General features: G+C 66.0%; 20 protein-coding genes. 7 read left to right on the plus strand and 13 right to left on the minus strand.

Features of this window, described 5'->3' with window-relative positions:
• Positions 1–19 precede the first annotated feature (19 nt).
• Genes fliM through fliR form a run of 6 tightly spaced genes read left to right on the plus strand, consistent with a single transcriptional unit; the run spans position 20 to position 3,766 of the window.
• Positions 20–1,018, plus strand: a complete 999-nt coding sequence (gene fliM / locus ABL838_RS23845) for a flagellar motor switch protein FliM (protein ID WP_126023307.1) — start codon at positions 20–22, stop codon at positions 1,016–1,018.
• Positions 1,011–1,466: a flagellar motor switch protein FliN gene (fliN, locus tag ABL838_RS23850; protein ID WP_126023306.1), complete on the plus strand. Its 456-nt coding sequence runs from the start codon at positions 1,011–1,013 to the stop codon at positions 1,464–1,466. The genes fliM and fliN overlap by 8 nt, the downstream gene beginning before the upstream one ends.
• Positions 1,463–1,912 (plus strand): flagellar biosynthetic protein FliO, encoded by a 450-nt coding sequence (gene fliO, locus ABL838_RS23855; RefSeq protein ID WP_418122212.1) that lies wholly within the window; start codon positions 1,463–1,465, stop codon positions 1,910–1,912. The genes fliN and fliO overlap by 4 nt, the downstream gene beginning before the upstream one ends.
• Positions 1,909–2,670 (plus strand): flagellar type III secretion system pore protein FliP, encoded by a 762-nt coding sequence (gene fliP / locus ABL838_RS23860; RefSeq protein ID WP_418122213.1) that lies wholly within the window; start codon positions 1,909–1,911, stop codon positions 2,668–2,670. The genes fliO and fliP overlap by 4 nt, the downstream gene beginning before the upstream one ends.
• A 13-nt stretch (positions 2,671–2,683) precedes the next feature.
• The gene (fliQ, locus tag ABL838_RS23865; protein WP_126023304.1) at positions 2,684–2,953 is read left to right on the plus strand and encodes a flagellar biosynthesis protein FliQ; all 270 of its coding nucleotides are present in this window, start codon (positions 2,684–2,686) and stop codon (positions 2,951–2,953) included.
• 27 nt (positions 2,954–2,980) lie between these two features.
• On the plus strand, positions 2,981–3,766 hold the full coding sequence (gene fliR, locus ABL838_RS23870; RefSeq protein ID WP_165909663.1) for a flagellar biosynthetic protein FliR: 786 nt from the start codon (positions 2,981–2,983) through the stop codon (positions 3,764–3,766).
• A 37-nt stretch (positions 3,767–3,803) separates the two neighbouring features.
• On the opposite strand, the gene ABL838_RS23875 is transcribed toward fliR, so the two are convergent.
• Positions 3,804–4,883 (minus strand): hypothetical protein, encoded by a 1,080-nt coding sequence (locus ABL838_RS23875; protein WP_418122215.1) that lies wholly within the window; start codon positions 4,881–4,883, stop codon positions 3,804–3,806.
• Positions 4,884–5,071: 188 nt separating this feature from the next.
• On the opposite strand from ABL838_RS23875, the gene ABL838_RS23880 reads away from it, so the two are divergent.
• Positions 5,072–5,398 (plus strand): hypothetical protein, encoded by a 327-nt coding sequence (locus tag ABL838_RS23880; protein WP_418122216.1) that lies wholly within the window; start codon positions 5,072–5,074, stop codon positions 5,396–5,398.
• A gap of 11 nt (positions 5,399–5,409) precedes the next feature.
• Here the strand turns inward: ABL838_RS23880 and ABL838_RS23885 are convergent, their stop codons facing one another.
• The 12 genes from ABL838_RS23885 to ABL838_RS23940 form a co-directional block, all read right to left on the minus strand.
• Positions 5,410–6,444 (minus strand): GGDEF domain-containing protein, encoded by a 1,035-nt coding sequence (locus ABL838_RS23885; protein WP_418122218.1) that lies wholly within the window; start codon positions 6,442–6,444, stop codon positions 5,410–5,412.
• 78 nt (positions 6,445–6,522) lie between these two features.
• Positions 6,523–8,520: an EAL domain-containing protein gene (locus ABL838_RS23890; protein ID WP_418122219.1), complete on the minus strand. Its 1,998-nt coding sequence runs from the start codon at positions 8,518–8,520 to the stop codon at positions 6,523–6,525.
• 207 nt (positions 8,521–8,727) lie between these two features.
• On the minus strand, positions 8,728–9,939 hold the full coding sequence (gene flgL, locus ABL838_RS23895) for a flagellar hook-associated protein FlgL (RefSeq protein WP_418122220.1): 1,212 nt from the start codon (positions 9,937–9,939) through the stop codon (positions 8,728–8,730).
• Positions 9,940–10,002: 63 nt separating this feature from the next.
• Positions 10,003–11,967: a flagellar hook-associated protein FlgK gene (gene flgK, locus ABL838_RS23900; RefSeq protein ID WP_418122221.1), complete on the minus strand. Its 1,965-nt coding sequence runs from the start codon at positions 11,965–11,967 to the stop codon at positions 10,003–10,005.
• A 108-nt stretch (positions 11,968–12,075) separates the two neighbouring features.
• Complete coding sequence (locus tag ABL838_RS23905; protein ID WP_418122222.1) at positions 12,076–13,791, minus strand: methyl-accepting chemotaxis protein; 1,716 nt, start codon at positions 13,789–13,791, stop codon at positions 12,076–12,078.
• Positions 13,792–13,811: 20 nt separating this feature from the next.
• The gene (locus ABL838_RS23910) at positions 13,812–15,530 is read right to left on the minus strand and encodes a methyl-accepting chemotaxis protein (RefSeq protein WP_418125902.1); all 1,719 of its coding nucleotides are present in this window, start codon (positions 15,528–15,530) and stop codon (positions 13,812–13,814) included.
• Between the two features lie 68 nt (positions 15,531–15,598).
• Positions 15,599–17,296 carry a methyl-accepting chemotaxis protein gene (locus ABL838_RS23915; protein WP_418125903.1) on the minus strand — a complete coding sequence of 566 codons (1,698 nt, stop codon included), beginning with the start codon at positions 17,294–17,296 and terminating at the stop codon, positions 15,599–15,601.
• Positions 17,297–17,322: 26 nt separating this feature from the next.
• The gene (locus tag ABL838_RS23920) at positions 17,323–18,924 is read right to left on the minus strand and encodes a methyl-accepting chemotaxis protein (protein WP_418122223.1); all 1,602 of its coding nucleotides are present in this window, start codon (positions 18,922–18,924) and stop codon (positions 17,323–17,325) included.
• A 70-nt stretch (positions 18,925–18,994) separates the two neighbouring features.
• Entirely contained in the window at positions 18,995–19,489 is a 495-nt protein-coding gene (locus ABL838_RS23925; RefSeq protein ID WP_126023294.1) for a chemotaxis protein CheW, read from the minus strand.
• A 62-nt stretch (positions 19,490–19,551) separates the two neighbouring features.
• The gene (locus ABL838_RS23930) at positions 19,552–21,168 is read right to left on the minus strand and encodes a methyl-accepting chemotaxis protein (RefSeq protein WP_418122224.1); all 1,617 of its coding nucleotides are present in this window, start codon (positions 21,166–21,168) and stop codon (positions 19,552–19,554) included.
• Positions 21,169–21,186: 18 nt separating this feature from the next.
• Entirely contained in the window at positions 21,187–21,339 is a 153-nt protein-coding gene (locus tag ABL838_RS23935; protein ID WP_418122226.1) for a hypothetical protein, read from the minus strand.
• Between the two features lie 107 nt (positions 21,340–21,446).
• Positions 21,447–23,162 carry a methyl-accepting chemotaxis protein gene (locus tag ABL838_RS23940; protein ID WP_418125904.1) on the minus strand — a complete coding sequence of 572 codons (1,716 nt, stop codon included), beginning with the start codon at positions 23,160–23,162 and terminating at the stop codon, positions 21,447–21,449.
• Positions 23,163–23,227: the final 65 nt, after the last annotated feature.

Here is a 23,227-nt window from a genome sequence, read left to right on the forward strand (position 1 = left end):
TCCGGACGACAAGCGATCCATGGCGTATGAACAGGTGCTCTCGCAGGACGAGGTCGATGCGCTGCTGCAAGGCGTCACCGGCGACGTCGACCAGGCGCCCCCTCCACCACCGCCGAAAGACGGGCTGCCCGCCTACGACCTCGGCGCGCCCGACCGCGTGGTGCGCAACCGCATGCACACGCTGGAGGTCATCAACGACCGATTCGCGCGCGGCCTGCGCAGCGCGCTGCTGAACTTCATGCGGCGCAGCCCCGACATCTCGGTGGGGCCGGTGCAGATCCAGCAATTCGGCGAGTTCGTGCGGCACCTGCCGGTGCCCGCGAACATCAACATGATCCACATGAAGCCGCTGCGCGGCACCGCCCTCTTCGTGTTCGATCCGAAGCTGGTGTTCCTCGTGGTGGACAACCTCTTCGGCAGCGACGGGCGCTACCACGTGCGCGTGGAAGGCCGCGACTTCACCCGCACCGAGCAGCGCATCATCAAGCGCCTGCTCGACCTGTCGCTGCAGTGCTACGGCGAGGCGTGGCAGCCGGTGTTCCCGCTGGACTTCGACTACGTGCGCGCAGAGATGCACGGCAAGCTCGCCAACATCGTCGCGCCCAACGAAGTGGTGATCAACACCACGCTGCAGATCGAGTTCGGCCCCATCGGCGGCTTCCTGCACGTGTGCCTGCCCTACTCGATGATCGAGCCGATCCGCGACCTGCTGTCCAACCCGATCCAGGACGAGGTCGAGGTCGACAAGCGCTGGGTCACGCAGATGTCGCGCCAGATGCAGTCCGCCGACGTGGAGCTGGTGGCCGACTTCGTGACCATGCCCTCGACCATCGGCGAAGTGATGAAGCTGCGCGCCGGCGACGTGATTCCCATCGAGCTGCCGGAAACGGTCGTCGCCAAGGTGGGCGGCGTGCCGGTGATGGAGTGCGGCTACGGCATCTCCAACGAACGCTATGCACTGCGCGTGCAGAACATGATCACCCATCAAGACAGCGACCTGAAGAACGAACATGACTGACAACACATCCTCCGCCGGCAGCGAAGCGGACGACTGGGCCAGCGCGCTGGCCGAGCAGACGGCCGCCACCTCGGCGGCAGCCGCGCCGGCTCCCGCCGTGGCGCCCGCCACCGCGCAGGTCTTCCAGCAGATCCAGGACGCGCCTGCCGCGTCGCCCCTGCCGGCCGGCAGCAACGCCACGGCGGTGGACATCGCGCGCGTTCTCGACGTGCCGGTGCAGCTCACCGCCGAGATCGGCCGCACGCGCATCACCATCAAGAACCTGCTGCAGCTGTCGCAGGGTTCGGTGGTGGAACTCGACGGACTGGCCGGCCAGCCGCTGGACGTGCTGATCAACGGCTACCTGATCGCGCAGGGTGAGGTGGTGGTGGTGAACGAGAAGTACGGCATCCGCCTGACCGACATCGTCACCCCCTCCGAGCGCATGCAGAAGCTCGCGCGGGCATGAGCCTCCCCACCGTGCCCACGCCCGTCCACGAAGTGGCGCCGGCCGCCGTCGGAGCCTCGGGCCTGCTGCAGGCGGGCTTCGGCATGGCGATGGTGGTGGGCCTGATCTTCCTTTGCGCCTGGCTCGCGCGCCGCTTCGGCCTGCAGCGGCTGGGCGGCGGCCACCTGGTGAAGGTGGTTTCGAGCGCCGCAGTCGGTCAGCGCGAGCGCGTGGTGGTGGTCGAAGTGGCCGACACCTGGCTGGTGCTGGGGGTCACGCCCAGCCAGGTCAATACGCTGCACACGCTGCCGGCGCAGGCCCAGGCCCAGGCGCAGACCCAGCAGGCCAGCGCGGCATCGGCATCGGCATCTACGCCCGCGACTCCCGTCGAACTCTTCGCCCGCAAGCTGCGCGAATCGCTCACCGGCAAGATGCAGCAGCCGCGGCAACACCACCCCGCCCCATGACCCGCCCCGCATTGCGCCGCGGCCTGCGCGCCGTGCTGCTGCTGCTCGCCGCCGCCTTGGTCCCCGCAGCCGCATGGACCCAGGGCCTGCCCGGCATCACCAGCACGCCCGGCCCCGGCGGCAGCCAGACCTGGTCGCTGAGCGTGCAGACCATGGTGCTGCTGACTTCGCTCACCTTCCTGCCCGCGCTGCTGCTGTCGATGACCAGCTTCACGCGCATCCTCATCGTGCTGGGCCTGCTGCGCACCGCCATCGGCACGCAGACCTCGCCGCCCAACCAGATCCTGGTGGGGCTGTCGCTGTTCCTCACCTTCTTCGTGATGGCGCCGGTACTCGACAAGGCCTACGACGAGGCCTACAAGCCCTTCTCCGAGAACAGGATCAGCGCCGAGAAGGCGATGGAGCGCGGCATCGCGCCCTTCAAGACCTTCATGCTCAAGCAGACCCGCGAGAGCGACCTCGCTCTCTTCGCACGGCTGGCCAAGGTGCCCGAGATGCAAGGCCCCGAAGACGTGCCGCTGCGCATCCTGCTGCCTTCCTTCGTCATCAGCGAGCTGAAGACGGCCTTCCAGATCGGCTTCACCATCTTCATCCCCTTCCTCATCATCGACCTCGTGGTGGCGAGCGTGCTGATGTCCATGGGCATGATGATGGTGCCGCCGGCTTCCATCGCGCTGCCCTTCAAGCTGATGCTCTTCGTGCTGGCCGACGGCTGGCAGCTGCTCATCGGCGCGCTGGCGCAGAGCTTCTACCTCTAGGGCACGACCGGAGATGACACCCGAATCCGTCATGACCATGGGCCACCGGGCCATGGAGATCTCGCTGCTGATCGGCGCGCCGCTGCTGCTGGTGGCGCTGGTCATCGGCCTGGTGGTGAGCATCTTCCAGGCCGCCACGCAGATCAACGAGGCCACGCTCTCCTTCATCCCGAAGCTGCTCGCGGTGTTCGCGACGCTGGTGGTCGCGGGCCCGTGGATGCTCGACCGCATGCTGGACTACATGCGCGCGCTGTTCTCGGGCATACCGCAGCTGCTGGCCTGACGGCCCGCCTTCGACGTGACGCCGTCGATCGTCTCCGTCACCTCGGCCCAGCTCGAGGGCTGGATCGTCGCTTTCCTCTGGCCCTTCGTGCGCATGCTTGCGCTCGTGAGCACCGCGCCCGTCTTCGGCGAGCCTTGGGTGCCGCGCCAGGTAAAGGTGGCCATGGCCGCCATGCTGGCCTTCGTGGTCTCGCCCACCATCGGACCGATGCCCGCCGTGCCGGTGGTGTCGGCGGGAGGCATCTGGATCATCCTGCAGCAGGTGCTGATCGGCGCGGCCATGGGCTTCAGCATGCGGCTGGTGTTCGCGGCAGTGCTGGCGGCGGGCGAATACATCGGCCTGCAGATGGGCCTGTCCTTCGCGTCCTTCTTCGATCCGATGAGCCATGGCAGCACCATGGTGGTGGCACGGCTGCTGAACATGCTCGCGATGCTGATCTTCCTGGCGCTCGACGGGCACCTGCTGATGCTCAACGCCCTCGCCGAGAGCTTCCACACCCTGCCCGTGGCCGATGCGCCGCTGGCTTCCGGTGGCTGGATGTTCCTGGTGCTGGGCGGGGGCGAGATCTTTTCCAGCGGGCTGATGCTGTCGCTGCCGCTCATCACCGCGCTGCTCACGCTGAACCTGGCCATGGGCATCCTGAACCGCGCCTCGCCGCAGTTCAGCATCTTCGCGGTGGGCTTTCCGCTGACGCTGCTGGCGGGCATCTTCATGCTGCAGTTGCTGATGCCGAACCTGGGCGCCTTCCTGGAGCCGCGCTTCGCGCAGGGCATCGCGGGCATGCTGCGGTTCACGCAGGGGCTGCGGCCCTGATCCAAGGCTTCCGCGAATCCCCGGCTTGCAGCGTCGCCTAGGCTTCGTCCGGTCTGTCGACCATGGAACGGATCTCGCGCCTGCGCCACTGCTCAAGGCGCTGGGTATAGCGCGGCGCAATCCGGTCGAAGTTCTCCCAGCCGTCCTGCGTCATCGCTTCGCCCGGCTTGCGCCAGCTGTTGCTGTCGCCGAACACTTCCTCCGTGTCGAACAGCGCCGACGCCTTCTCGGGCTCCATCAGGCGGTTCATGTAGGCGTGGCAGAAGGCCTCATGCTCGGGGCGCACGTCGTTTCGCCACAGCAATCCGCCCAGGCTGGAAGACAGGAAGGCCAGCGGAGACAGCTCCCGCTGGCGCAGCGCATCGAGCTGGCCGGCGGCCAGCCGGTCTTCCCGCAGGATGCCGTTGAGCGCGCACCAGCTCGCGAAAAAGCCTTCTTCCACGGAATGCTCCGGCTTGCTGCCGGGATAGATGGTGGCGTAGGTCTCCTCCTCGTCCACGCCCAGCAGCATGTGCTTGGGCAAGCCATCGGAGTTCATGGAGACCTTCGCCCGCAGGCCCTCCCCGGGAGCCGGCAGCGTGAAGCGCACTTCCTCCACCGCGCCTTCGACCCGCCGCCTGAAGCGCTCGCCCAGCGCCGCGTCGTCCATCTTCCAGTCGAAGCCCGCGGGCAGCGAACCGCGGTAATTCGGATAGATGAAGGCGGCCGACACCCAGGTGACCCACTTGCGGCCGTCCTTGCGCGGCGGGAAATGCGAGCGCGTGGCCAGGTTCATCTCTGCGATGACTTCGATGCCGAGCCTGCGATTGCCGATGTCGCAGCGGTTGCCCGGCGTCGCGTTCTTGAAGGGCTTCTTGCCGAGGGCTTCCGCAAGCCGGATGGCGGCGGGGTCGTCGATGCGTTTGCCGAGGGCGTCGAGGAGCAGAGGGGTCAGGTCTTCGGTGTTCATCAGGTCCTGTGGTTTCGATGTTGGGGCCTCGCGCGGCAGATTTCGCCATTCGCGCGGACCGGGGGATTGTTCCAGCGTCGTGGATAGCTGCGTAGATATACTGGCCGCTGTCACGTCAAAAACAGGCGTGATCGGGATTGGCGTCCCGCTGAAATCACTGCGACGCAAGCCGCAGTCACCCCGCAGGGTCTGCGGCTTCGTCGTTCGTGCCTCCAGTTTTGGCGGCTCGACGGGCGGGCGCGAGCCCGGCCGGTTTCACGCAAGTGGTTTCCCGGTACGCCAACTCGTCGAGCCGCCGCCCTCAATTGGCGTTGAGTGCGGCTGTTTCAGCAAACCGAAACCCTTGGAGGCCTTTCATGGCTGCATCTGCTCGCGCATCTGCCCGCGCATCCGCGCGCGCCTCTTCCTCTCCCGAATCATCCGAAACCGCCATCGTCGAATCGCTTGCGCTGCAGGCAAGCGATGACATCGACAGCCTCCACGAGCTGCAGCATGCATATGCGGGCCTGGAAAAGCTCATCGTTTCGCAGACCGTGAACGACACGGAAGAGATCCATCCGACCCGTACCGAACTCGGAGCGCTGGTGCGGGTGGTGAATGAGGAGTTGAAACGAAGGATCGAAACGGCCGACTCCGCGCTTCAGTCGTTGCGCATTGCCTTGGATGCGGGCGGTCCGCGGTGAATGCAGCGGGCTCAACCCGCGCCGTGCAAGGCGAACCTGTCCTTGCCCATTCGCTTCGCCTCGTACAGCGCCACATCGGCCTCCCGCATCAGCTCCGAAGGAATGCGATGGCCGGCCACGCCGGAGATGCCCACGCTCACAGTGACGAGACGGCCTTCGATGCGGATGCCGCGCACCTGCTCGATGATGCGCGCGGCCATCGCCTGCGCATGCGCCGTGCCGCCGCCCGTCAGCACGACGCCGAACTCCTCGCCGCCGAGCCTGCCCAAGGCATGGCCGAGCGCGGCCTCCTTGAGCACGGCCGCGACGCGCTGCAGCGCCAGGTCGCCGGCCGCATGGCCGAAGTCGTCGTTGATTTTCTTGAAGTCGTCCACGTCGATCATCAGGAAGCACCCGTCGCCGAGCCGCCCCTGCTCGTGAAGATGCTGGACGTCGGCCAGGAGCTTGCGGCGGTTGGGAATGCCCGTGAGCACGTCCTTGTAGGCGAGCGCTTCGAGCTCCTGGCGCAGCCGCAGGCTCTCGCGGTGCAGCGTCGTGAAGATGACGTTCAGCAGCAGCCCCATCATGATGGTTCCGCAAGGCATCAGCAGGGTCCAGCCGGAATCCAGGCCATGGGGAGTGCCCACCCAGTCGCCGCGCCCCATGATCAGCCATGCCCCTGCGCTCGCCAGCGCCGACAGGCTCAGCCGGGAGAAAAGCGGCGCGCCCACCACCGAGACGATCACGCTCATGGAGATCGCCCACACCTCTCGATCGGGGCTTTCCGACATGAGCATGGAAAAGCCCAGGCAGAGCAGCCAGACGGAGATGATCGAGAAGAACGAAAGGAATCGGGTCGCGCAGCTTGCGGCGATCGACACGACCACGCAGCATGCGAGCAGCGCCAGCTGCCAGGTCGCGTAGTGGTAGCTCGGATCCGCAAGCCACCATGCGGCCGCCCAGAACACGAGCCCCATCAGCTGCGTGCCCAGTGAGATCGGCTTGATGAGCCGGAGATAGTCTTCCAGCCGGGCCCGCTCGTCGATGGATGAATGGCGAAGGATCATGATCGGAGACCTGCAACCTGGTGGTTCACGCCGCTCGCGCGGTCGGATGGACACTGGGAGGACAGCAGCTCTTCGCTCTCAGACCCGTATCGGCCTCGGGCTCCTGAGCGTTCCGTCCGCGCAGAACGCGCCCTTGCGGCGGGCCATCTGGATCAGTTCGTCCATCGGAACCGCCCTGGAGAAAAGGTACCCTTGACCGAAGAGCACGCCCATCTCCAGCAGTAGCGCGGACTGGGCCTCGGTCTCCACGCCCTCCGCGACGAGCGCCGCGTTGTAGCGGGTCGCGCTCTCCAGCGCGAGCGCGACGGCCTCGCGCATGCGCGGCTGGTCAATGCGCGCGATCATGCTGTGGTCGATCTTCACTTCGGTGAACGGAATGGTCGCCAGTGTGGTCAGCGCGGAATAGCCGGTGCCGAAGTCGTCGAGCGACAGGCCCACGCCCGCGCGCTGCAGCACGACGATGTTGGCGCGTACCGTTTCCACGTCGGGCACGTGGCCGCTTTCGGTGATCTCGATGAAGAGAAGCTGCGGCGGAACGCTCAGCAGGTCGAGAAAAGCCAACACGCGATCGCCGAAGCGCGGAAGCGTCAGCGTAGTCGCGGAGATGTTGACGGCCAGCGGTATCGGGTAGCCTGCCGCGAGGCAGCGCTTGATGTCGCGCGCGACCACCTCCAGGGTGCACCACTCGAATTGCGACAGCAGCTGGTGGCGGGTCGCGATCTCGATCACGTAGGGCGGCGAAAGTGGCTGCTGCTTCACCGACTGCGCCCGCAGCAGGGCTTCTGCCCCGCACACGTGGCGCGTCATCAGGTGGAACTTGGGCTGGTACTGCATTGGCGGGTTCGCCGTGTGGATCCATTCGATCAGCTGGCGGCGCACGTCTTCGTCCTTATCGGACTGCTCCGCGAAGGACGAATGGAAGTAGCGGACCATCTGTTCGTTGCTCTGCAGGGCGAGGCTCAGGTCGCGCAGTATCGAGGCGACGTTGACCTGCGGCCCCATCCGCGCGTTCGAGACACCGATGCGCAGCTGCAGCTGCATGTAGGCGACATGGGTGTTGCGCAGCGCCGCCATCGCTTCCGCCTGCACCCTCAGCGCCATCTGCTCCTGCTCCATCCACTCCAGCGACACGCCCTGCAGCACGACGATCAGCGAAAGATCACTGAACTGATAGATCCGGGGCTTGAAGGCTTCCAGCGTCCGGCCGGCCTGCCCTTGGGTCAGACTCGAGGAAAGCTCGCCCCAGAAGTGGTCCGTCCAGTCGTGGCCGAGGGCGCGCACCATTTCCTTGAGATTCGCGACCTGGAAGGTCATCAGCACATGCTGCCTGTCGCCGGCCGCCAGCAACTCTTCGAGGAATTCCCCGAGCGCAAGCCGGTTCGGAAGCCCGGTCAGCAGGTTGGTGTGCGACATGGAGAGCGCACGGGCATGAGACTCGCGTTCCCTCGCTTCCCTGCGAAGCAGGGCGAGCATGCAGCCGATGATCAGCAGCGACAGCGCGCAGCCGAGGATGCGAAGCGCGAAAACGCGCGCGTTGATGTGCGAAGGAACCAGCGCGAGCACCTGGATCAGCCCGGTGGCGAGCATGGAGAACGCCACCCGCACCAGCCATGCGTTGCGCACGTCGCGCCAGCCGAAGGAGGTGATCGGCTTGTAGCCGATGCGGTAGTGCATGACGATGCCGCCGAGGACCAGCATGGACATGTCGAGCACGAAGGCAGGCGCCTGGTGCGCTCCTCCGAAGAGAAACCGGCCGCCCACGAGCAGCGCCCAGCAGATGCCCCCGCCGCGCCAGCCGCCCAGCATGCCCGCCATGAAGAGCAGGTCGGAGCCGATGTACGGCTTGGACGGCAGGTTCATCAGCTGGAACGCCATCGCGAGCAGCACGAAGCCGGTGAGGCCCAGCGTCCAGCCATAGAAGCTGGCGCGCGCGTTCAGCACCGCCTCGCCCCCCTTCGACACGTTCGACAGCATCAGCACCAAGCTGAAGACGCCCAGCATCGCCGCCGACTGCATCAGCAGAATGGGATAGTTGGCCAGTTCGGCCTTCCACGCGGAAAGAACGAATTCCCACATGCCCGTGCTCCCTGGTTTTCTTGCCACGCTGCCCGCGCCTTCGCGGACACCTCACCTGCTCGTCGTGCCTGCGCTTGCAGCCCTGCGACGCGGCACCCGTCTTACGCCTTCGGACCCGGCGCTCAAGGACTTTTTTTGTTCTCTTTTTACTTGTTTGTTGTTTCTTCAAAAGCCGTCGGCCGGATCCCGCGGCGCCCTTTTTCCACGCTACAGGTAATTGAACAACGAGATGCTGTTCAGCCTGGCGAAGGTCATCTGTGTCGCCTGCAGCGAGGACTGGCGCTGATAGAACTCCGCGATCGCGCTGTACGGGTCGAGGTCCTCGATGGAGGACAGGTACGCCTCCTCCTGCAGCTTGCGCGCCGCGCCGCCGGAATCCAGCGCGTCGATCTCGCTCCGGCGCGAACCCACCGACGACAGCACCGTGAGCACGTTGTCGTGCGCGTTCGTCACCTTCACGTTGGCAGTGGCAAGCGCGTTCTGCAGTTTGGCCTGCGCTGCCGCGCCGCCGCCGGCCAGCGGGGTGCGCAGCGCGGTCACCAGTTCGCCGATGGCGGCGAACACGTCGGTGCCGGCGTTCTGCGCGGTGGATACGTCGAAGCTGTCGCCCGCCGCCGGCGTGCCGGTGAACTTGATCTGCACGCCGCCGAAGGAGATGGGCGTGTCCGGCGTGATCGGGCCGGTGGCCGCGACCACGGGCGGCGTGTCCTTGGTCGTCACCGTGTAGTCGGTGGCGCTGAAGGTGATGGTGAAGTCCTTGCCGTAGTTGGGCGCGGTGGCGTTGGTCACGCTCACCGGCCCGAACACGCCGGTGCCGGTGTTGCTCGCGGCGGCCGAGGCCACGTAGCCCGCGCTGCCCTGCACCGACTGGAAGATGGTGCGGCCGTCGTCCGAGGTCGGCATCTGGCGCGCCACGTCGACCTGCATCAGCCGCTGGCCCTGGTCGCCCACGTATTGCACGCCGCCGCCGGCCGTGGCCACGAAGGGCGGCGAGCCGCTCTTGAAGCCCGCGAACAGGTACTGGCCGTTGCCGTCGTCGGTGTTGGCCACGCCCACGAGCTGGTCGTAGGCGCTCTGGATGGCGGTGGCGAGCGATGCGCGGTCGGCATCCGAGATCGTGCCGTTGCCGGCCGCCACGGTGAGCGTCTTGATGTTCTGCAGGATCGAGGTGACCGAGTCGAGCGCGTTCTCCTCGGTCGACAGCGCCAGCGACGCACGCTGGCGGCTGGTGGCGTACTGCGAGATCTCCGACAGCGACTGGCTGGTGCCCAGCGCGCGCGCCGCGCCCACCGGGTCGTCGCCGGCCGAGAGAAACCTGGAGTTGGTCGCCAGCTGCTGCTGGACCCTGAACAGCTTCTGCTGCTGCTGGCCCATGGCCAGGACGTTCTGCTCGTAGAAGGATTGGGTGCTGATGCGCATCGCTTTGCCTGCCTTGCCTTGAATCTTTGCCTTTGGGGAAGCCGGGAGAATCCGCTATCGGGCTCAGCCCCGGATGCCGAGGATGGCGTCGAAGATGGTCGACGCGGTCTGGATCACCTTCGCGTTGGCCTGGTACATCTGCTGGAACATCAGCAGGTTGGCGGTTTCCTCGTCCTGGTTCACGCCAGAGATCGCCTGCTGGCTGGCCTTGATCTGGCTCGTGACGCTGTCCTGCGTGGTGGCCGCCACCTTGATGGCCATCGCGCGGTTGCCCACCTCGCTCACGATCTGCGAGTACGCGCCGTTGAAGGTCGCGGTGCCGTTGGCCATGGTGGTCTTGCGCTGCAGCGCGCCCAGCAGCAGCGCGTTGCTGCCGTCGGACACGCCGCCCGTGTTCTTGCCGATGGTGAAGGTGTCGCCCTGCGAGGGCGCGCCGGTCATGCTGACGGTGACGCCGTCGAAGCTCATCTTCGCGCCGGCGGTGTAGGGCACGGGCGCGCCGGCCGCATAGGTGGTGGTGGAGCCGTTGGCCAGCGTGACCGTCACGGCGGAGGTCGCGGGAAAGCCGGTGAGGTTGCCGGTGGTGGCGTCGAAGCTCAGCGTGACCGTGCCGGCCAGCGGCGTGGCGGGATAGCTCGCGTTCACCGTGGCCGCGCCGAGTGCGCCGCTGCCTTTGTTGCCGGCGGTGTTGCCGGTGACGATGGGCGAGGCGGCGGCCACCTTGGCGGGGTCGCGCGTCAGCACGTCGAGATCGCGCGCGCCGGCGCGCGTGGGCTGGATCAGGAAGGAGTCGCCCGCCTGCGCCGTACCGGTGCCGGCCGAGACGCTCACGCCGTCGAAGCTGATGGGGAAGGTGGTGAAGCTGCCCATCGAGGTCTTGTCCGAAAGCCGGGTGACCGTGTAGGTGAGCGTGCCCGCCACGTCGGTGACGCTCACGCTGTAGTCGCTGGCCGTGAGCTGCGAGGCATTCGTCAGCGTGGCGTCGAGTTCGAGATTGCCCGCGTTGTTCGCGTTGGAGATCGCGCCCGGCACGGACTGCGTGAAGAAGTCCTTGCCCAGCGCGCCGTTGAGGTCCACGCCCAGCTTGTGCTGCGCGTTCACCGCGTCGGACACCGACATGGCCAGCCGGCCGATCGCGTTCTGCGTGGGAATGAGGGTATCGCTGCGGAAGGACAGCAGGCCGCCGAGCGAACCGCCGGTGATGGCGCCGTCGGGCAGCTCGGCGGTGTTGCCGGCGAAGCCCTGCAGGGCGATGGCCTTGCGCGTCGGGTCGGCGGCGGAGTTCACCGCCGCCATGCTGGCGGCATAGTCGCCGACCACCAGCGACTGGCCGGTGGCGATGAACACGTTGTACTTGCCGTTGTCCTGCTGCAGCACCTTCACGTCCACGATCTGGCTCAGCTGGCTCACCAGCTGGTCGCGCTGGTCGAGCAGGTCGTTGGGCGGCTGGCCGCCGGCCATTGCGCTGATCTGGCTGATCTGCTGGTTGAGGCCGGCGATCTTGCTGGCGTAGGTGTTGATCTGGTCTACGCTGCCCACGATCTGGTCGTTGACCGAGGAGTTCAGGTCCGACAGGTACTGGTCGGTCGCGCGAAACTTGCTGGCCAGCGCCTGCGCCGAGCTGATCATCTGCTGGCGCGCGGCCGGGTCGGCCGGCGTGTTGGCCACGCCCTGGACGCTGGTGAAGAAGCTCTGCATCAGCGGTGCGATGCCCGAGGTCTTGTCGGCCAGCAACGTGTCGATGCGGTTGATCTGCGTGCTGTTGGCCGCGAGCGCGGCCGAGGCCGACTGCGCCGAGGAGAGCTGCGCCGTGAGGTAGCGGTCGTAGCTGCGCGAGATGGTCGAGACGTTGGCGCCCGAGCCGATGAAGCCAGAGCCGCTGGAGATGGCGCTGCCGGTGGCGATCTCCGCCACCTGGCGGCTGTAGCCCGCGGTGTACACGTTGGCTGTGTTGTGGGCCGTGGTCATCAGCGCGGTACGGGCGACGCCCAGACCGCTCAGACCCGTGTAGAACAAACTTCCGGACATATGGCTTTACCTGTCGATGAGGTGTGTGTGAGTTGGATTGGCACCGATCGCGTCGGTGCCTCAGCGTCTATATCGGCAACGGCCGCCGAAAGTTGAGGGCCCTGCCGCTCAGAACTCGGTCCAGTCGCCCTTGCCGTCGCCAGCCATGGCCAGCTGCGGTGCACCCGCGGGCTCCTTGCGCGTCGGCAGGGCCTTGGCGGGACGCTTCGGTGCCGGCCTGGCCGGCTTGGGAATCGGCGTGATGCGCGTGAACCCGGGACGCACGGTGGCCACGGCGTTGGCGTCGAGCTTGAAGATGCTGACGGCTTGCACGAGGCTGCTGGCCTGCTCCTGCAGCGATTGAGCCGCTGCGGAGGCTTCTTCCACCAGTGCGGCATTCTGCTGAGTGACCTGGTCCATCTGCGTGATGGCTTGATTGATCTGCTCGATGCCCGACGTCTGCTCCTGGCTCGCTGCGGTGATCTCTCCCATGATGTCGGTCACGCGCTTCACGCTGCCCACGATCTCTTCCATCGTGCGGCCTGCTTCTTCCACCTGCTTGCTACCTTCCTCGACCTTCTCCACGGAATCGCCGATGAGAGTCTTGATTTCCTTGGCTGCCGCGGCAGAACGTTGTGCAAGGCTGCGAACCTCGGAAGCGACGACGGCGAAGCCCCGCCCCTGCTCCCCGGCACGAGCAGCCTCGACAGCGGCATTCAGCGCGAGGATGTTGGTCTGGAAGGCGATGCCGTCGATCACGCCGATGATGTCGACGATCTTCTTGGACGAGGCATTGATCGAGCCCATGGTGTCGACGACCTGGGAGACCACACTGCCGCCCTTGACCGCGACTTCGGAGGCCGACACAGCCAGCTGATTCGCCTGTCGCGCGTTGTCCGCGTTCTGCTTGACCGTCGAGGTCAGTTCTTCCATCGACGCCGCCGTCTGTTCCAGCGAACTCGCCTGCTCTTCCGTGCGCGAAGACAGGTCCTGGTTGCCCGAAGCGATCTCGCTCGAAGCCGTCGCGATGGTCTCGGTGCCTGTGCGCACCTCGCCCACCACCTTCGCAAGGCTCGCATTCATCTCGCGCAGCGCATGCATCAGCTTGCCCGTCTCATCGCGGCTTTCCACCGTGATGTTCGAGCTCAGGTCGCCCGCGGCGACCGTCTGCGCGACCTCCACGGCGTGTCCCAGCGGGCGCACGATGCCCACCGTCAGGCGCCATGCGAACAGCGCGCCCAGAGCCAGCGCGATCACCGACAGCACCAGCAGCGTCTGCTCGCCGGTCGTGTGATCGGCTTCGATGCCCTTTGCCAACTCGTCGATGCGATCGCGCTGGTACGCGGCGAGCTTGCCCACGGCCTCCTCGTAGACGGCGAGCGCGGACGCGAACTGCGTGTCGGCCATCACCATGGCCTCCTCGTCCTTGCCTTCGGCCTTGAGCTTGTTGATGTTCCCGATCACCGTCAGCACCACGCTGCGCGGATCGGCGATGGCGGAGTACAGCTTCTTCTCCTCGGGCGAGGTCAGCAGCTCCTCGAGCTTCTTCTGCACCGGGTTGATCTGCGCCGACTTGTCGGCCCGCGCCTTCTCGAAATAGGCGATCGACTTGGGGTCGGTCGCCTTGACCATCGCGAAGGAGTTCGCGACCGCGGGCCCGAGCAGCACGGCCCACTGGTTGGCCAGCCGCTCCTTGACCAGCGCGCGCTGCATCATGTCTTCCGTGGCCTTGCCCACGCTCGCCAGCCGCAGCATGCCAGTGGCCGCGATGACCGCCATCAGGAGCAGAACGGCTGCAAAGCCGAGGCCCAGGCGGGTTCCGATTCTCAGATCCTTCAGGTTCATTTGACTTCCTCTTGCTCTATTCAGAATTCGGTCCAGTCGCCCTTGGCATCGCCGGCCATGGCGAGCTGCGGGGCTGCTGCGGGTTGTTGACGGGTGGGCAGGCCCTTGGCGGGGGGCTTCGATGCAGGCTTGGCGGGTTTGGGGATCGGTGTGATGCGCGTGAAGCCGGGGCGCGCGGTGGCCACCGCGTTGGCGTCGAGCTTGAAGATGCTCACGGACTGGACGAGGTTGCCGGCCTGCTCCTGCAGCGATTGAGCCGCCGCGGAGGCCTCTTCCACCAGTGCCGCGTTCTGCTGCGTGACCTGGTCCATCTGCGTGATCGCCTGGTTGACCTGCTCGATGCCCGAGGTCTGCTCCTGGCTCGCTGCGGTGATCTCGCCCATGATGTCGGTCACGCGCTTGACGCTGCCCACGATCTCTTCCATCGTGCGGCCGGCTTCTTCCACCTGCCTGCTGCCCTCTTCGACTTTCTCCACCGAGTCGCCGATGAGGGTCTTGATCTCCTTGGCTGCTGCTGCAGAGCGTTGAGCCAGGCTGCGAACCTCCGACGCCACGACGGCGAAGCCCCGGCCCTGCTCACCTGCCCGGGCTGCCTCGACGGCCGCATTGAGCGCCAGGATGTTCGTCTGGAATGCGATGCCGTCGATCACGCCGATGATGTCGACAATCTTCCTGGACGAGGCATTGATCGAGCCCATGGTGTCGACCACCTGGGACACGACACTGCCGCCCTTCACTGCCACTTCCGAGGCCGACACAGCGAGCTGGTTCGCCTGACGGGCGTTGTCGGCGTTCTGCTTGACCGTCGAGGTCAGCTCTTCCATCGAGGCTGCCGTCTGCTCCAGCGAACTCGCCTGCTCTTCCGTACGCGACGAAAGATCCTGGTTACCCGAGGCGATCTGGCTGGATGCCGTCGCGATCGTGTCGGTGCCTGTGCGCACCTCGCTCACGATCTTCACCAGGCTGTCGTTCATGCCCTTCAGCGCTTCGAGCAGTTGCCCGGTCTCGTCGGTCGTCCGCGCCTCGATGCGGCTGGTGAGGTCCCCGCCGGCCACCGACTGCGCGACCTTCACCGCCTCCTCCAGCGGACGGGCGACGATGCGCGCGATCCACAGCGCCAGCCCGAGGCCCAGAACCACGGCGCCCAGCAGCAGGCCCAGCACCCAAAGCCTGGCCTGCTGGTGCACGGCGTTGGCGGTCTCGCCGGCGCGGACCGCGCCCGCGAGATTCACCTGCGTCAGCCTGTCGAGCGCGGCATTCATCTCGCGGCTGAGTTGCTGCGACTTGCCGCGGATCATCGCGCTGGCCTGGTCGGTGTCCTGCGTGTGCGAGATGGCGACGATCTTCCGATGCTCCAGCTCGTATTGTGCAAGAAGCTTCTCGAATGCCGGGAAGATCTCGCGCTCCTCGGGTTCCGATATGAAGCCCGCGTACTCGGCACGCATCTTCTGCAGCGCGGCCCACGATTCGTCCATCGCCTTCTCGTACGCGGCCATCTCGTTGAACGAACCCGACAGGGCATGCGCCATTTCCTGCGAACGGTAGTTCGCCACCATGCCCTTGAGCTCGAGCAGGGCGCGCGTGGCGGGCAGCCACTTGGTCGAGAGCTCCGTGGAGGTCTCGTGCACCTTGGAAAGCTGCAGCATCGAGATCACGCCCAGGCAGGCCGTGAGCACGAGGACCGCGACGAACGACACGAGCAGCTTGGTCGCGATCTTGAGGTTGTAGAAAGCTTTGATGATCTTTTCCTTGGAGGCCTGAAGGGCCGATTCGGTGTTCCGGTTTTCTTTGCGGTCCAGGCCCGCGTTCAGAACTCTCGCCAGTCGCCGTCGCCAGCCACGGCCAGCTGCTGCGGGGTCGGCAGCGACGGTTCGACATGGGCCAAGGGTGGCGTTCCGGCTTGCGCCCGGGGCGCGGCATGGCTGCCGCTTGCGTCGAGCTTGAAGATGCTTACCGAGCGCACGAGGTTTCCGGCCTGCTCCTGCAGCGACTGCGCGGCGGCGGAGGCTTCCTCGACCAGTGCGGCGTTCTGCTGAGTGACTTGGTCCATCTGCGTGATGGCCTGGTTGATCTGCTCGATGCCCGAGGTCTGTTCCTGGCTCGCCGCGGTGATCTCGCCCATGATGTCGGTCACGCGCTTGACGCTGCCCACGATCTCGTCCATCGTGCGGCCTGCTTCTTCCACCTGCTTGCTGCCCTCCTCGACCTTCTCCACGGAGTCGCCGATGAGGGTCTTGATTTCCTTGGCTGCCGCGGCCGAGCGCTGAGCCAAACTCCGGACTTCCGAAGCCACGACAGCGAAACCCCGGCCTTGCTCACCTGCACGTGCGGCTTCAACAGCAGCGTTCAGCGCGAGGATGTTGGTCTGGAAGGCGATGCCGTCGATCACGCCGATGATGTCGACGATCTTCCTGGACGACGCATTGATCGAGCTCATGGTGTCGACGACTTGGGAGACCACGCTGCCGCCCTTCACCGCCACTTCCGAGGCCGACACAGCGAGCTGGTTCGCCTGCCGCGCGTTGTCCGCGTTCTGCTTGACCGTCGAGGTCAGTTCTTCCATCGACGCCGCCGTCTGCTCCAGCGAACTCGCCTGCTGCTCCGTGCGGGAAGACAGGTCCTGGTTTCCTGCCGCAATCTGCTCCGAAGCCCTGGCGATGGTGTCGCTCGAATCCTTGATCTCCACGACGATCGACGTCAGCTGCGACTGCATCTTGCGGATGGAGTGCAGCAGGCTGCCGTCGTGCGCGGCGTCGGCGCTGACAGCCAGCGACAGGTCGCCGTCGGCGATGCGGCCGACCACGTCGGCGGCGTATTGCGGCTCGCCACCGAGCTGCCGCCCCATCAGGCGCGCCACCAGCACACCCAGCCCGACGCTGGCCACGATGCCGGCCAGCGCCAGACCCAGCATCGTCAGCCTGGAGGCCTTGTAGGTTCCGTCGGCCTGCTCGGCGCGCTCGCGTGCATGGTCCTTGCTGTAGGCGACCATGCGCTGGAGCACCTCTTCCAGGCCGCGCGATTCCTTCAGCAGGCGCGTGCTGTCCTCGCTCACCTGGCTGTCGAACTGGGTGCTGTCCAGCGGCTGCTTCTTCAGCAGCGTCACGAAGTCATTCATGCGCGTCGTCAGCGGCCCGATCAGTCCTTCGAACTGGCCGAACAGCTTCGCGCCTTCTTCGGTCTCGCTGAAGAAGGATTTCACCTCGGCCGCGCGCGCCGTGAGATTCTCGATGGACGCCTTGATCTCGTTCGCGCCCGCATTGCGCTCGCCGAGCGTGCCGGCCGACAGCAGCGTCATCTGCGCGCGGCTGGCATACAGCAGGCGGATGTTGGCTTCCTGTACGCCCTGCAGGGCGCGAAGCTCGTTGGCGTAGAGCGCTTCGGTCGATGCGCTGATGCGCCCCATGTGGAAGATGCCGAGCGCACTCACGGCGGCACCGATTGCCGCGACCACGAGGAAGCTCAGGATCAGCCGGACCGTGACGCGAAGGTTCTGGAACCACTGCATTGTCTTGTTTGCCATCTTCTTCTGCCTCATGCCGCCGGTGCCGAGAACGCCAGCCGATGGGCCGGACCGGCAGCGTTGCTGCCACCGAGGCGGAACACGCCCACCACCTGCGACAGGCTGCCGGCCTGCTCACGCAGCGACTGGGCCGCCGCCGAAGCCTCCTCGACCAGTGCGGCGTTCTGCTGCGTGACCTGGTCCATCTGCGTGATGGCCTGGTTGATCTGCTCGATGCCGGAAGTCTGCTCCTGGCTCGCCGCGGTGATCTCGCCCATGATGTCGGTCACGCGCTTGACGCTGCTCACGATCTCTTCCATCGTGCGGCCGGCCTCTTCCACCTGCTTGCTGCCCTCCTCGACCTTCTCGACCGAGTCGCCGATCAGGGTCTTGATCTCCTTGGCTGCAGCGGCGGAGCGCTGGGCCAGGCTGCGCACTTCCGAGGCCACGACAGCGAAGCCTCGGCCTTGCTCCCCGGCACGAGCAGCCTCGACAGCGGCATTCAGCGCCAGGATGTTGGTCTGGAAGGCGATGCCGTCGATCACACCGATGATGTCCACGATCTTCTTGGACGATGCATTGATCGACCCCATCGTGTAGACCACCTGCGAGACGACGCCTCCACCCTTGACCGCGACTTCGGAGGCCGACACAGCCAGCTGATTCGCCTGTCGCGCGTTGTCCGCGTTCTGCTTGACCGTCGAGGTCAGCTCTTCCATCGACGCCGCCGTCTGCTCCAGCGAACTGGCCTGCTGCTCGGTGCGCGAAGACAGGTCCTGGTTGCCCGAAGCGATCTGGCCCGAAGCCGTCGCGATGGTTTCAGTGCCCGAGCGCACCTCGCCCACCACCTTCGCCAGGTTCGTGTTCATCTTCCGAAGCGCTTCCATCAGCTGCCCCGCCTCGTCACGGCTTCGCACTTCGATGTTCGCGCTCAGGTCGCCCGCGGCCACCGTCTCGGCCACCTGCACGGCCTGCGCCAGCGGGCGCACGATGCTGCGCGAGATGAAGAACGCGAAGACGCCGCCGCTGATCACGACCAGCACGGTCAGCAGCAGCTGCAGGTTGAAGCTGCGGGTGTTGGCCGCGTCGATGGCCTCGCTCATGTCGTCGATGGCCTTGCGCTCCAGCGACAGCAGGTCCAGCACGCGGGTCTCATAGGCCTTGGCGGCCGGCTGGAAGATTTCCTTGAAGACGCGCGCTGTCGCCACCGTGTCGCCGCCGGCCTTGGCCTTGCCCACGTCGTCCTTCGCCGTCTGGTACTTCGCCCGCAGTTCGAGGATGGACTTGAGGATCGCTTTTTCCTCCTCCGTCACCAGCAGCTTCTCGACCTTGGCGATGGTCTCGCTGCCCTTCTTCACGCTGTCGGAGATGACGTCGGCGAAGACCACCGGCAGGCTCTCGTCGGTGGTGCGGGCGATCATCGAGGTGCGCGCGATGGCCGAGTAGGTCAGTACGTACCAGTCGGAGATGAGCCGCTCCTTCGCGAGCGGACTGCGCATCATGATCCGCGTGGCTTCCGCGTTGTTGCGCGACGAGACCAGCGCGATGGCGGTCGAGACCACGGTCAGGCCCAGGACGATGGCGAAAGCCAGCGCCAGCCGGTTGCCGATGCGAAGGTTGGAGAGGAAATTCATGATGCGGACATTCAAGAGTGGAAGGTTGGAAACCGGGCCGACCCTGCAGTGCTCCGGCCGTGGTCCTGGCTCAGGCGGTGGCGGCTGCTTCGACCAGGCCCATCTCCTCGCTGGACATGAGCCGGTCGATGTCCACCAGGATCAGCATCCGCTCCTCCAGCGTGCCCAGCCCGATCAGGTAGTCCGCATCCAGCACCGATCCCATCTCCGGCGCCGGCTTGATCTGCTCTCCCGTCAGCGTGATCACGTCCGACACGCTGTCCACCACCATCCCCACCACACGACCTCCGATGTTCAGCACGATCACCACCGTGAACTGGTCGTACGTCGGCTCGCCCAGCTTGAACTTGATGCGCATGTCGATGATCGGAACGATGATCCCGCGCAGGTTCACCACCCCCTTGATGTACTCCGGCGCGTTCGCGATCCGCGTCACCGCGTCGTACCCGCGCAGCTCCTGCACCTTCTGGATGTCTATGCCGTATTCCTCTTCGCCAAGCTTGAAGGTCACCACCTCCAGGCGGCTCACGCCGGTGGCGGAAGAGCCCGAGGCGGCTTGTTGCATGGGATCTCTTGCCTTGTTCAGCATCTTTTCTTCTCCGGTTTTGATTGGGGTTGCGTGGTTCTTCAGGCGGGTTCCGCGACGGCCTCTGCGGCCTCGGCCCTGAAGACGCGCACGGCTTTCACGAGGCCATCGGCCTGTTCCTGCAATGACTGGGCTGCGGCCGAGGCCTCCTCGACCAGCGCGGCGTTCTGCTGCGTCACCTGGTCCATCTGCGTGATCGCCTGGTTGATCTGCTCGATGCCCGAGGTCTGTTCCTGGCTCGCTGCAGTGATCTCGCCCATGATGTCGGTCACGCGCTTGACGCTGCCCACGATCTCTTCCATCGTGCGGCCGGCCTCTTCGACCTGCTTGCTGCCCTCCTCGACCTTCTCGACCGAGTCGCCGATCAGGGTCTTGATCTCCTTGGCTGCTGTTGCGGATCTTTGGGCCAGGCTGCGGACTTCCGAAGCGACGACGGCAAAGCCGCGGCCCTGCTCACCGGCTCGGGCAGCCTCGACTGCCGCATTCAGCGCCAGGATGTTGGTCTGGAAGGCGATGCCGTCGATCACACCGATGATGTCCACGATCTTCCTGGACGACGCATTGATCGAACCCATGGTGTCGACGACTTGGGAGACCACACTGCCGCCCTTCACTGCCACTTCAGAGGCCGACACAGCTAGCTGATTGGCCTGCCGCGCGTTGTCCGCGTTCTGCTTGACCGTCGAGGTCAGCTCTTCCATCGAAGCCGCCGTCTGCTCCAGCGAGCTCGCCTGCTGCTCCGTGCGCGAAGACAGGTCCTGGTTGCCCGAAGCGATCTGGCTCGAAGCCGACATCACGCCCGTCACGTTGGCGCCCACGTCCGCGACGATGGCGAACAGGTTCGCGCTCATCTGGTTGAGCGCGCGCAGCAGGCCGGTGATTTCGTCTCCGCGCCGCACGTCGAAGCGCACGAGATCGCCGCCCGCGATGGCACGTGCCACGTGCACCGCCTCGTCGAGCGGCCGGAACACGGTGCGCACCAGGAACTGGCCCAGGCCCAGCCAGGACAGCGCGAAACCCGCGCCTGCGGCGGCCATGGCGCCCGGCAGCCAGCTCTGCGCACCGGCGGAGGCAACCAGCCGCGACGCTTCCATCCAGCCGAAGACGCCCAGCCCCAGCGACAGCAGCGCCCCCATGCCGGTCGCGCCGAAGACGCGCTGGCGCACGGGAATGCGGCGCAGCCGGGCCAGCGGGTCCTTCCAGCCGCGCGAGACCACTTCGCCCTGCAGCAGTTCGATGTCCTTCGCCCGGCCTTCGCGGATGCGCGCATACAGCGCTTCGGCCTCGGCCACCTCGGCACGACCCGGCTTGCTGCGCACGGACATGTAGCCCTGCGTGCGGCCGTCGCGGCGGATGGGCGTGACATTGGCGAGCACCCAGTAGAAGTCGCCGTTCTTGCGGCGGTTCTTGATGAGGCCGGTCCAGGGAAGTCCCTGCGCCAGCGTCTGCCACAGGTCGGCAAATGCTTCGGGCGGCACGTCGGGGTGGCGCACGATGTTGTGCGCCTTGCCCATGAGCTCGGCCGCGGTGAAGCCGCTGGCCTCGACGAAAGCGGGGTTGACGTAGGTGATGCGACCCTTCATGTCGGTGCGGGACACCAGGGCGGCGTCCGGCGACAGTTCGTACTCGATGCCGGTGACGGGAAGATTGACGCGCATGGTCCGTTCGTCCTCCCCTCAGGCCGGGATCAGGCGCAGCCGCGCGACCAGGCTCATCCGCACGATCGCCTGATTGATCCACCCGGAGTCCATGGTCAGGGCGATCGGCGTCGGTGCCGCCGCGAAACCCGGGCCGGGCCGAGTGCCGTTTGTCAGATCCTTCAAGCTCATACCTCTTTCTTCCTTCTAGCGTGAGACCGGGCCGCCGCATTCGATGGATGCACCAGCACCGTCGTCCTGTTATCGGCACATGCGCGCCAGAGTTGAGCCCTTTGTTATCAGAAAGTGGTCCATTCGTTAGCGTCGGCGCCGGCCATGGCCGGCTGGCGCACGGGCTCGCCGCCTTTCTCGCTGCCTTCCGGTCCGCGCGCGTAAAGAGCATTCACCGGCTTCGCTACAGGGGTGATGCGGCTGGGACCCGGACGCTGCGCGGCACTGATGCCCGCGCCCTGATCCAGCTTGAAGATGCCCACGGTCTGCACGAGGCTTCCGGCCTGCTCCTGCAGCGACTGCGCGGCGGCGGAGGCTTCCTCGACCAGCGCGGCGTTCTGCTGCGTCACCTGGTCCATCTGCGTGATCGCCTGGTTGATCTGCTCGATGCCCGAGGTCTGCTCCTGGCTCGCCGCCGTGATCTCGCCCATGATGTCCGTCACACGCTTCACGCTGCCGACGATCTCGTCCATCGTGCGGCCGGCTTCTTCCACCTGCCTGCTGCCCTCTTCGACTTTCTCCACCGAGTCGCCGATCAGGGTCTTGATCTCCTTGGCTGCTGCTGCAGAGCGTTGAGCCAGGCTGCGAACCTCCGACGCCACGACGGCGAAGCCCCGGCCCTGCTCACCTGCCCGGGCTGCCTCGACGGCCGCATTGAGCGCCAGGATGTTCGTCTGGAACGCGATGCCGTCGATCACGCCGATGATGTCGACCACCTTCCGGGACGACGCATTGATGGACTCCATGGTGTCCACCACCTGCGACACCACCATGCCGCCCCTGGTCGCGACTTCGGACGCCGAGACCGCCAGCTGGTTTGCCTGCCGCGCGTTGTCCGCGTTCTGCTTGACGGTGGAGGTCAACTGTTCCATCGACGCCGCCGTCTGCTCCAGCGAACTCGCCTGCTCTTCGGTGCGGGAAGAAAGATCCTGGTTGCCGGATGCGATCTGGCTCGATGCCGTGGCGATCGTGTCCGTGCCGAGGCGGACTTCGCCGACCACCTTGGCAAGGCTCATGTTCATGTGCTTCAGCGCCTGCATCAGCTGGCCGGCCTCGTCGCGGCTTTCAACGCGGATGTCCACGCGCAGGTCGCCGGCAGCCACGGTCTCTGCCACTTCGACTGCATGGCCCAGCGGCCGCACGATGCCCGAGCTCAGGCGCCACGCGAACAGCGCACCCAGCACGACGGCAACGGCAGCCAGCGACAGCAGCATGATCCGGCCTTCGACATAGTCTTCTGCGATGTCGCGGGCGGCAGCGTCGATCTCGTCGTGCTGGTGCTGGTCAAGCCTGTCGACTGCGATGCCATAAGCTGCCAGCGCCTCGGAGAAGGTGGTGTCGACCATCTTCTGCGCTTCTTCGATCCGCCCCCGGTCCTTAAGCGTTGTCAGGTTCGTCACAATCTCGCGCACCCTGGTTCGCGCGACCATGATCTTTTCGTAGAGCTCTTTCTCCTCCGGCGTGCTCAGCCTCGACTGGAACTCTTTCTGGACCGAGGAGATACGCTCCATGCCGGTCGACTGGAGCTTGGCGAAATAGGCTTCGAGCGTGGCATCCGGCGCCTTGATCATGGCAATGGTGGCGACCGAGGTCGACCTGAGATTGCTCTGCCATTCGCCGGCCAGGCGTTCCTTTGCCAGCGCCTGGGTCATCATCCTCTCCGTGGCCTGGCTCACGTTGGCCAGCCTCCATAGCCCGATGCCGGCCATGCAGGCCACAAGCAACAGCATCACCGCAAAGCCCAGCCCCAGGCGTGTGCTGATTCTCAGGTCCTTGAATCTCATACTTCCTCCTCCGATGACAGGGGACGGCACCCATGCTTGCGCGACATGCGCAACACCGTCACCCC

This window comes from Variovorax sp. 160MFSha2.1, from assembly GCF_048305075.1.
GTDB classification, from domain to species: Bacteria; Pseudomonadota; Gammaproteobacteria; order Burkholderiales; family Burkholderiaceae_C; genus Variovorax; species Variovorax guangxiensis.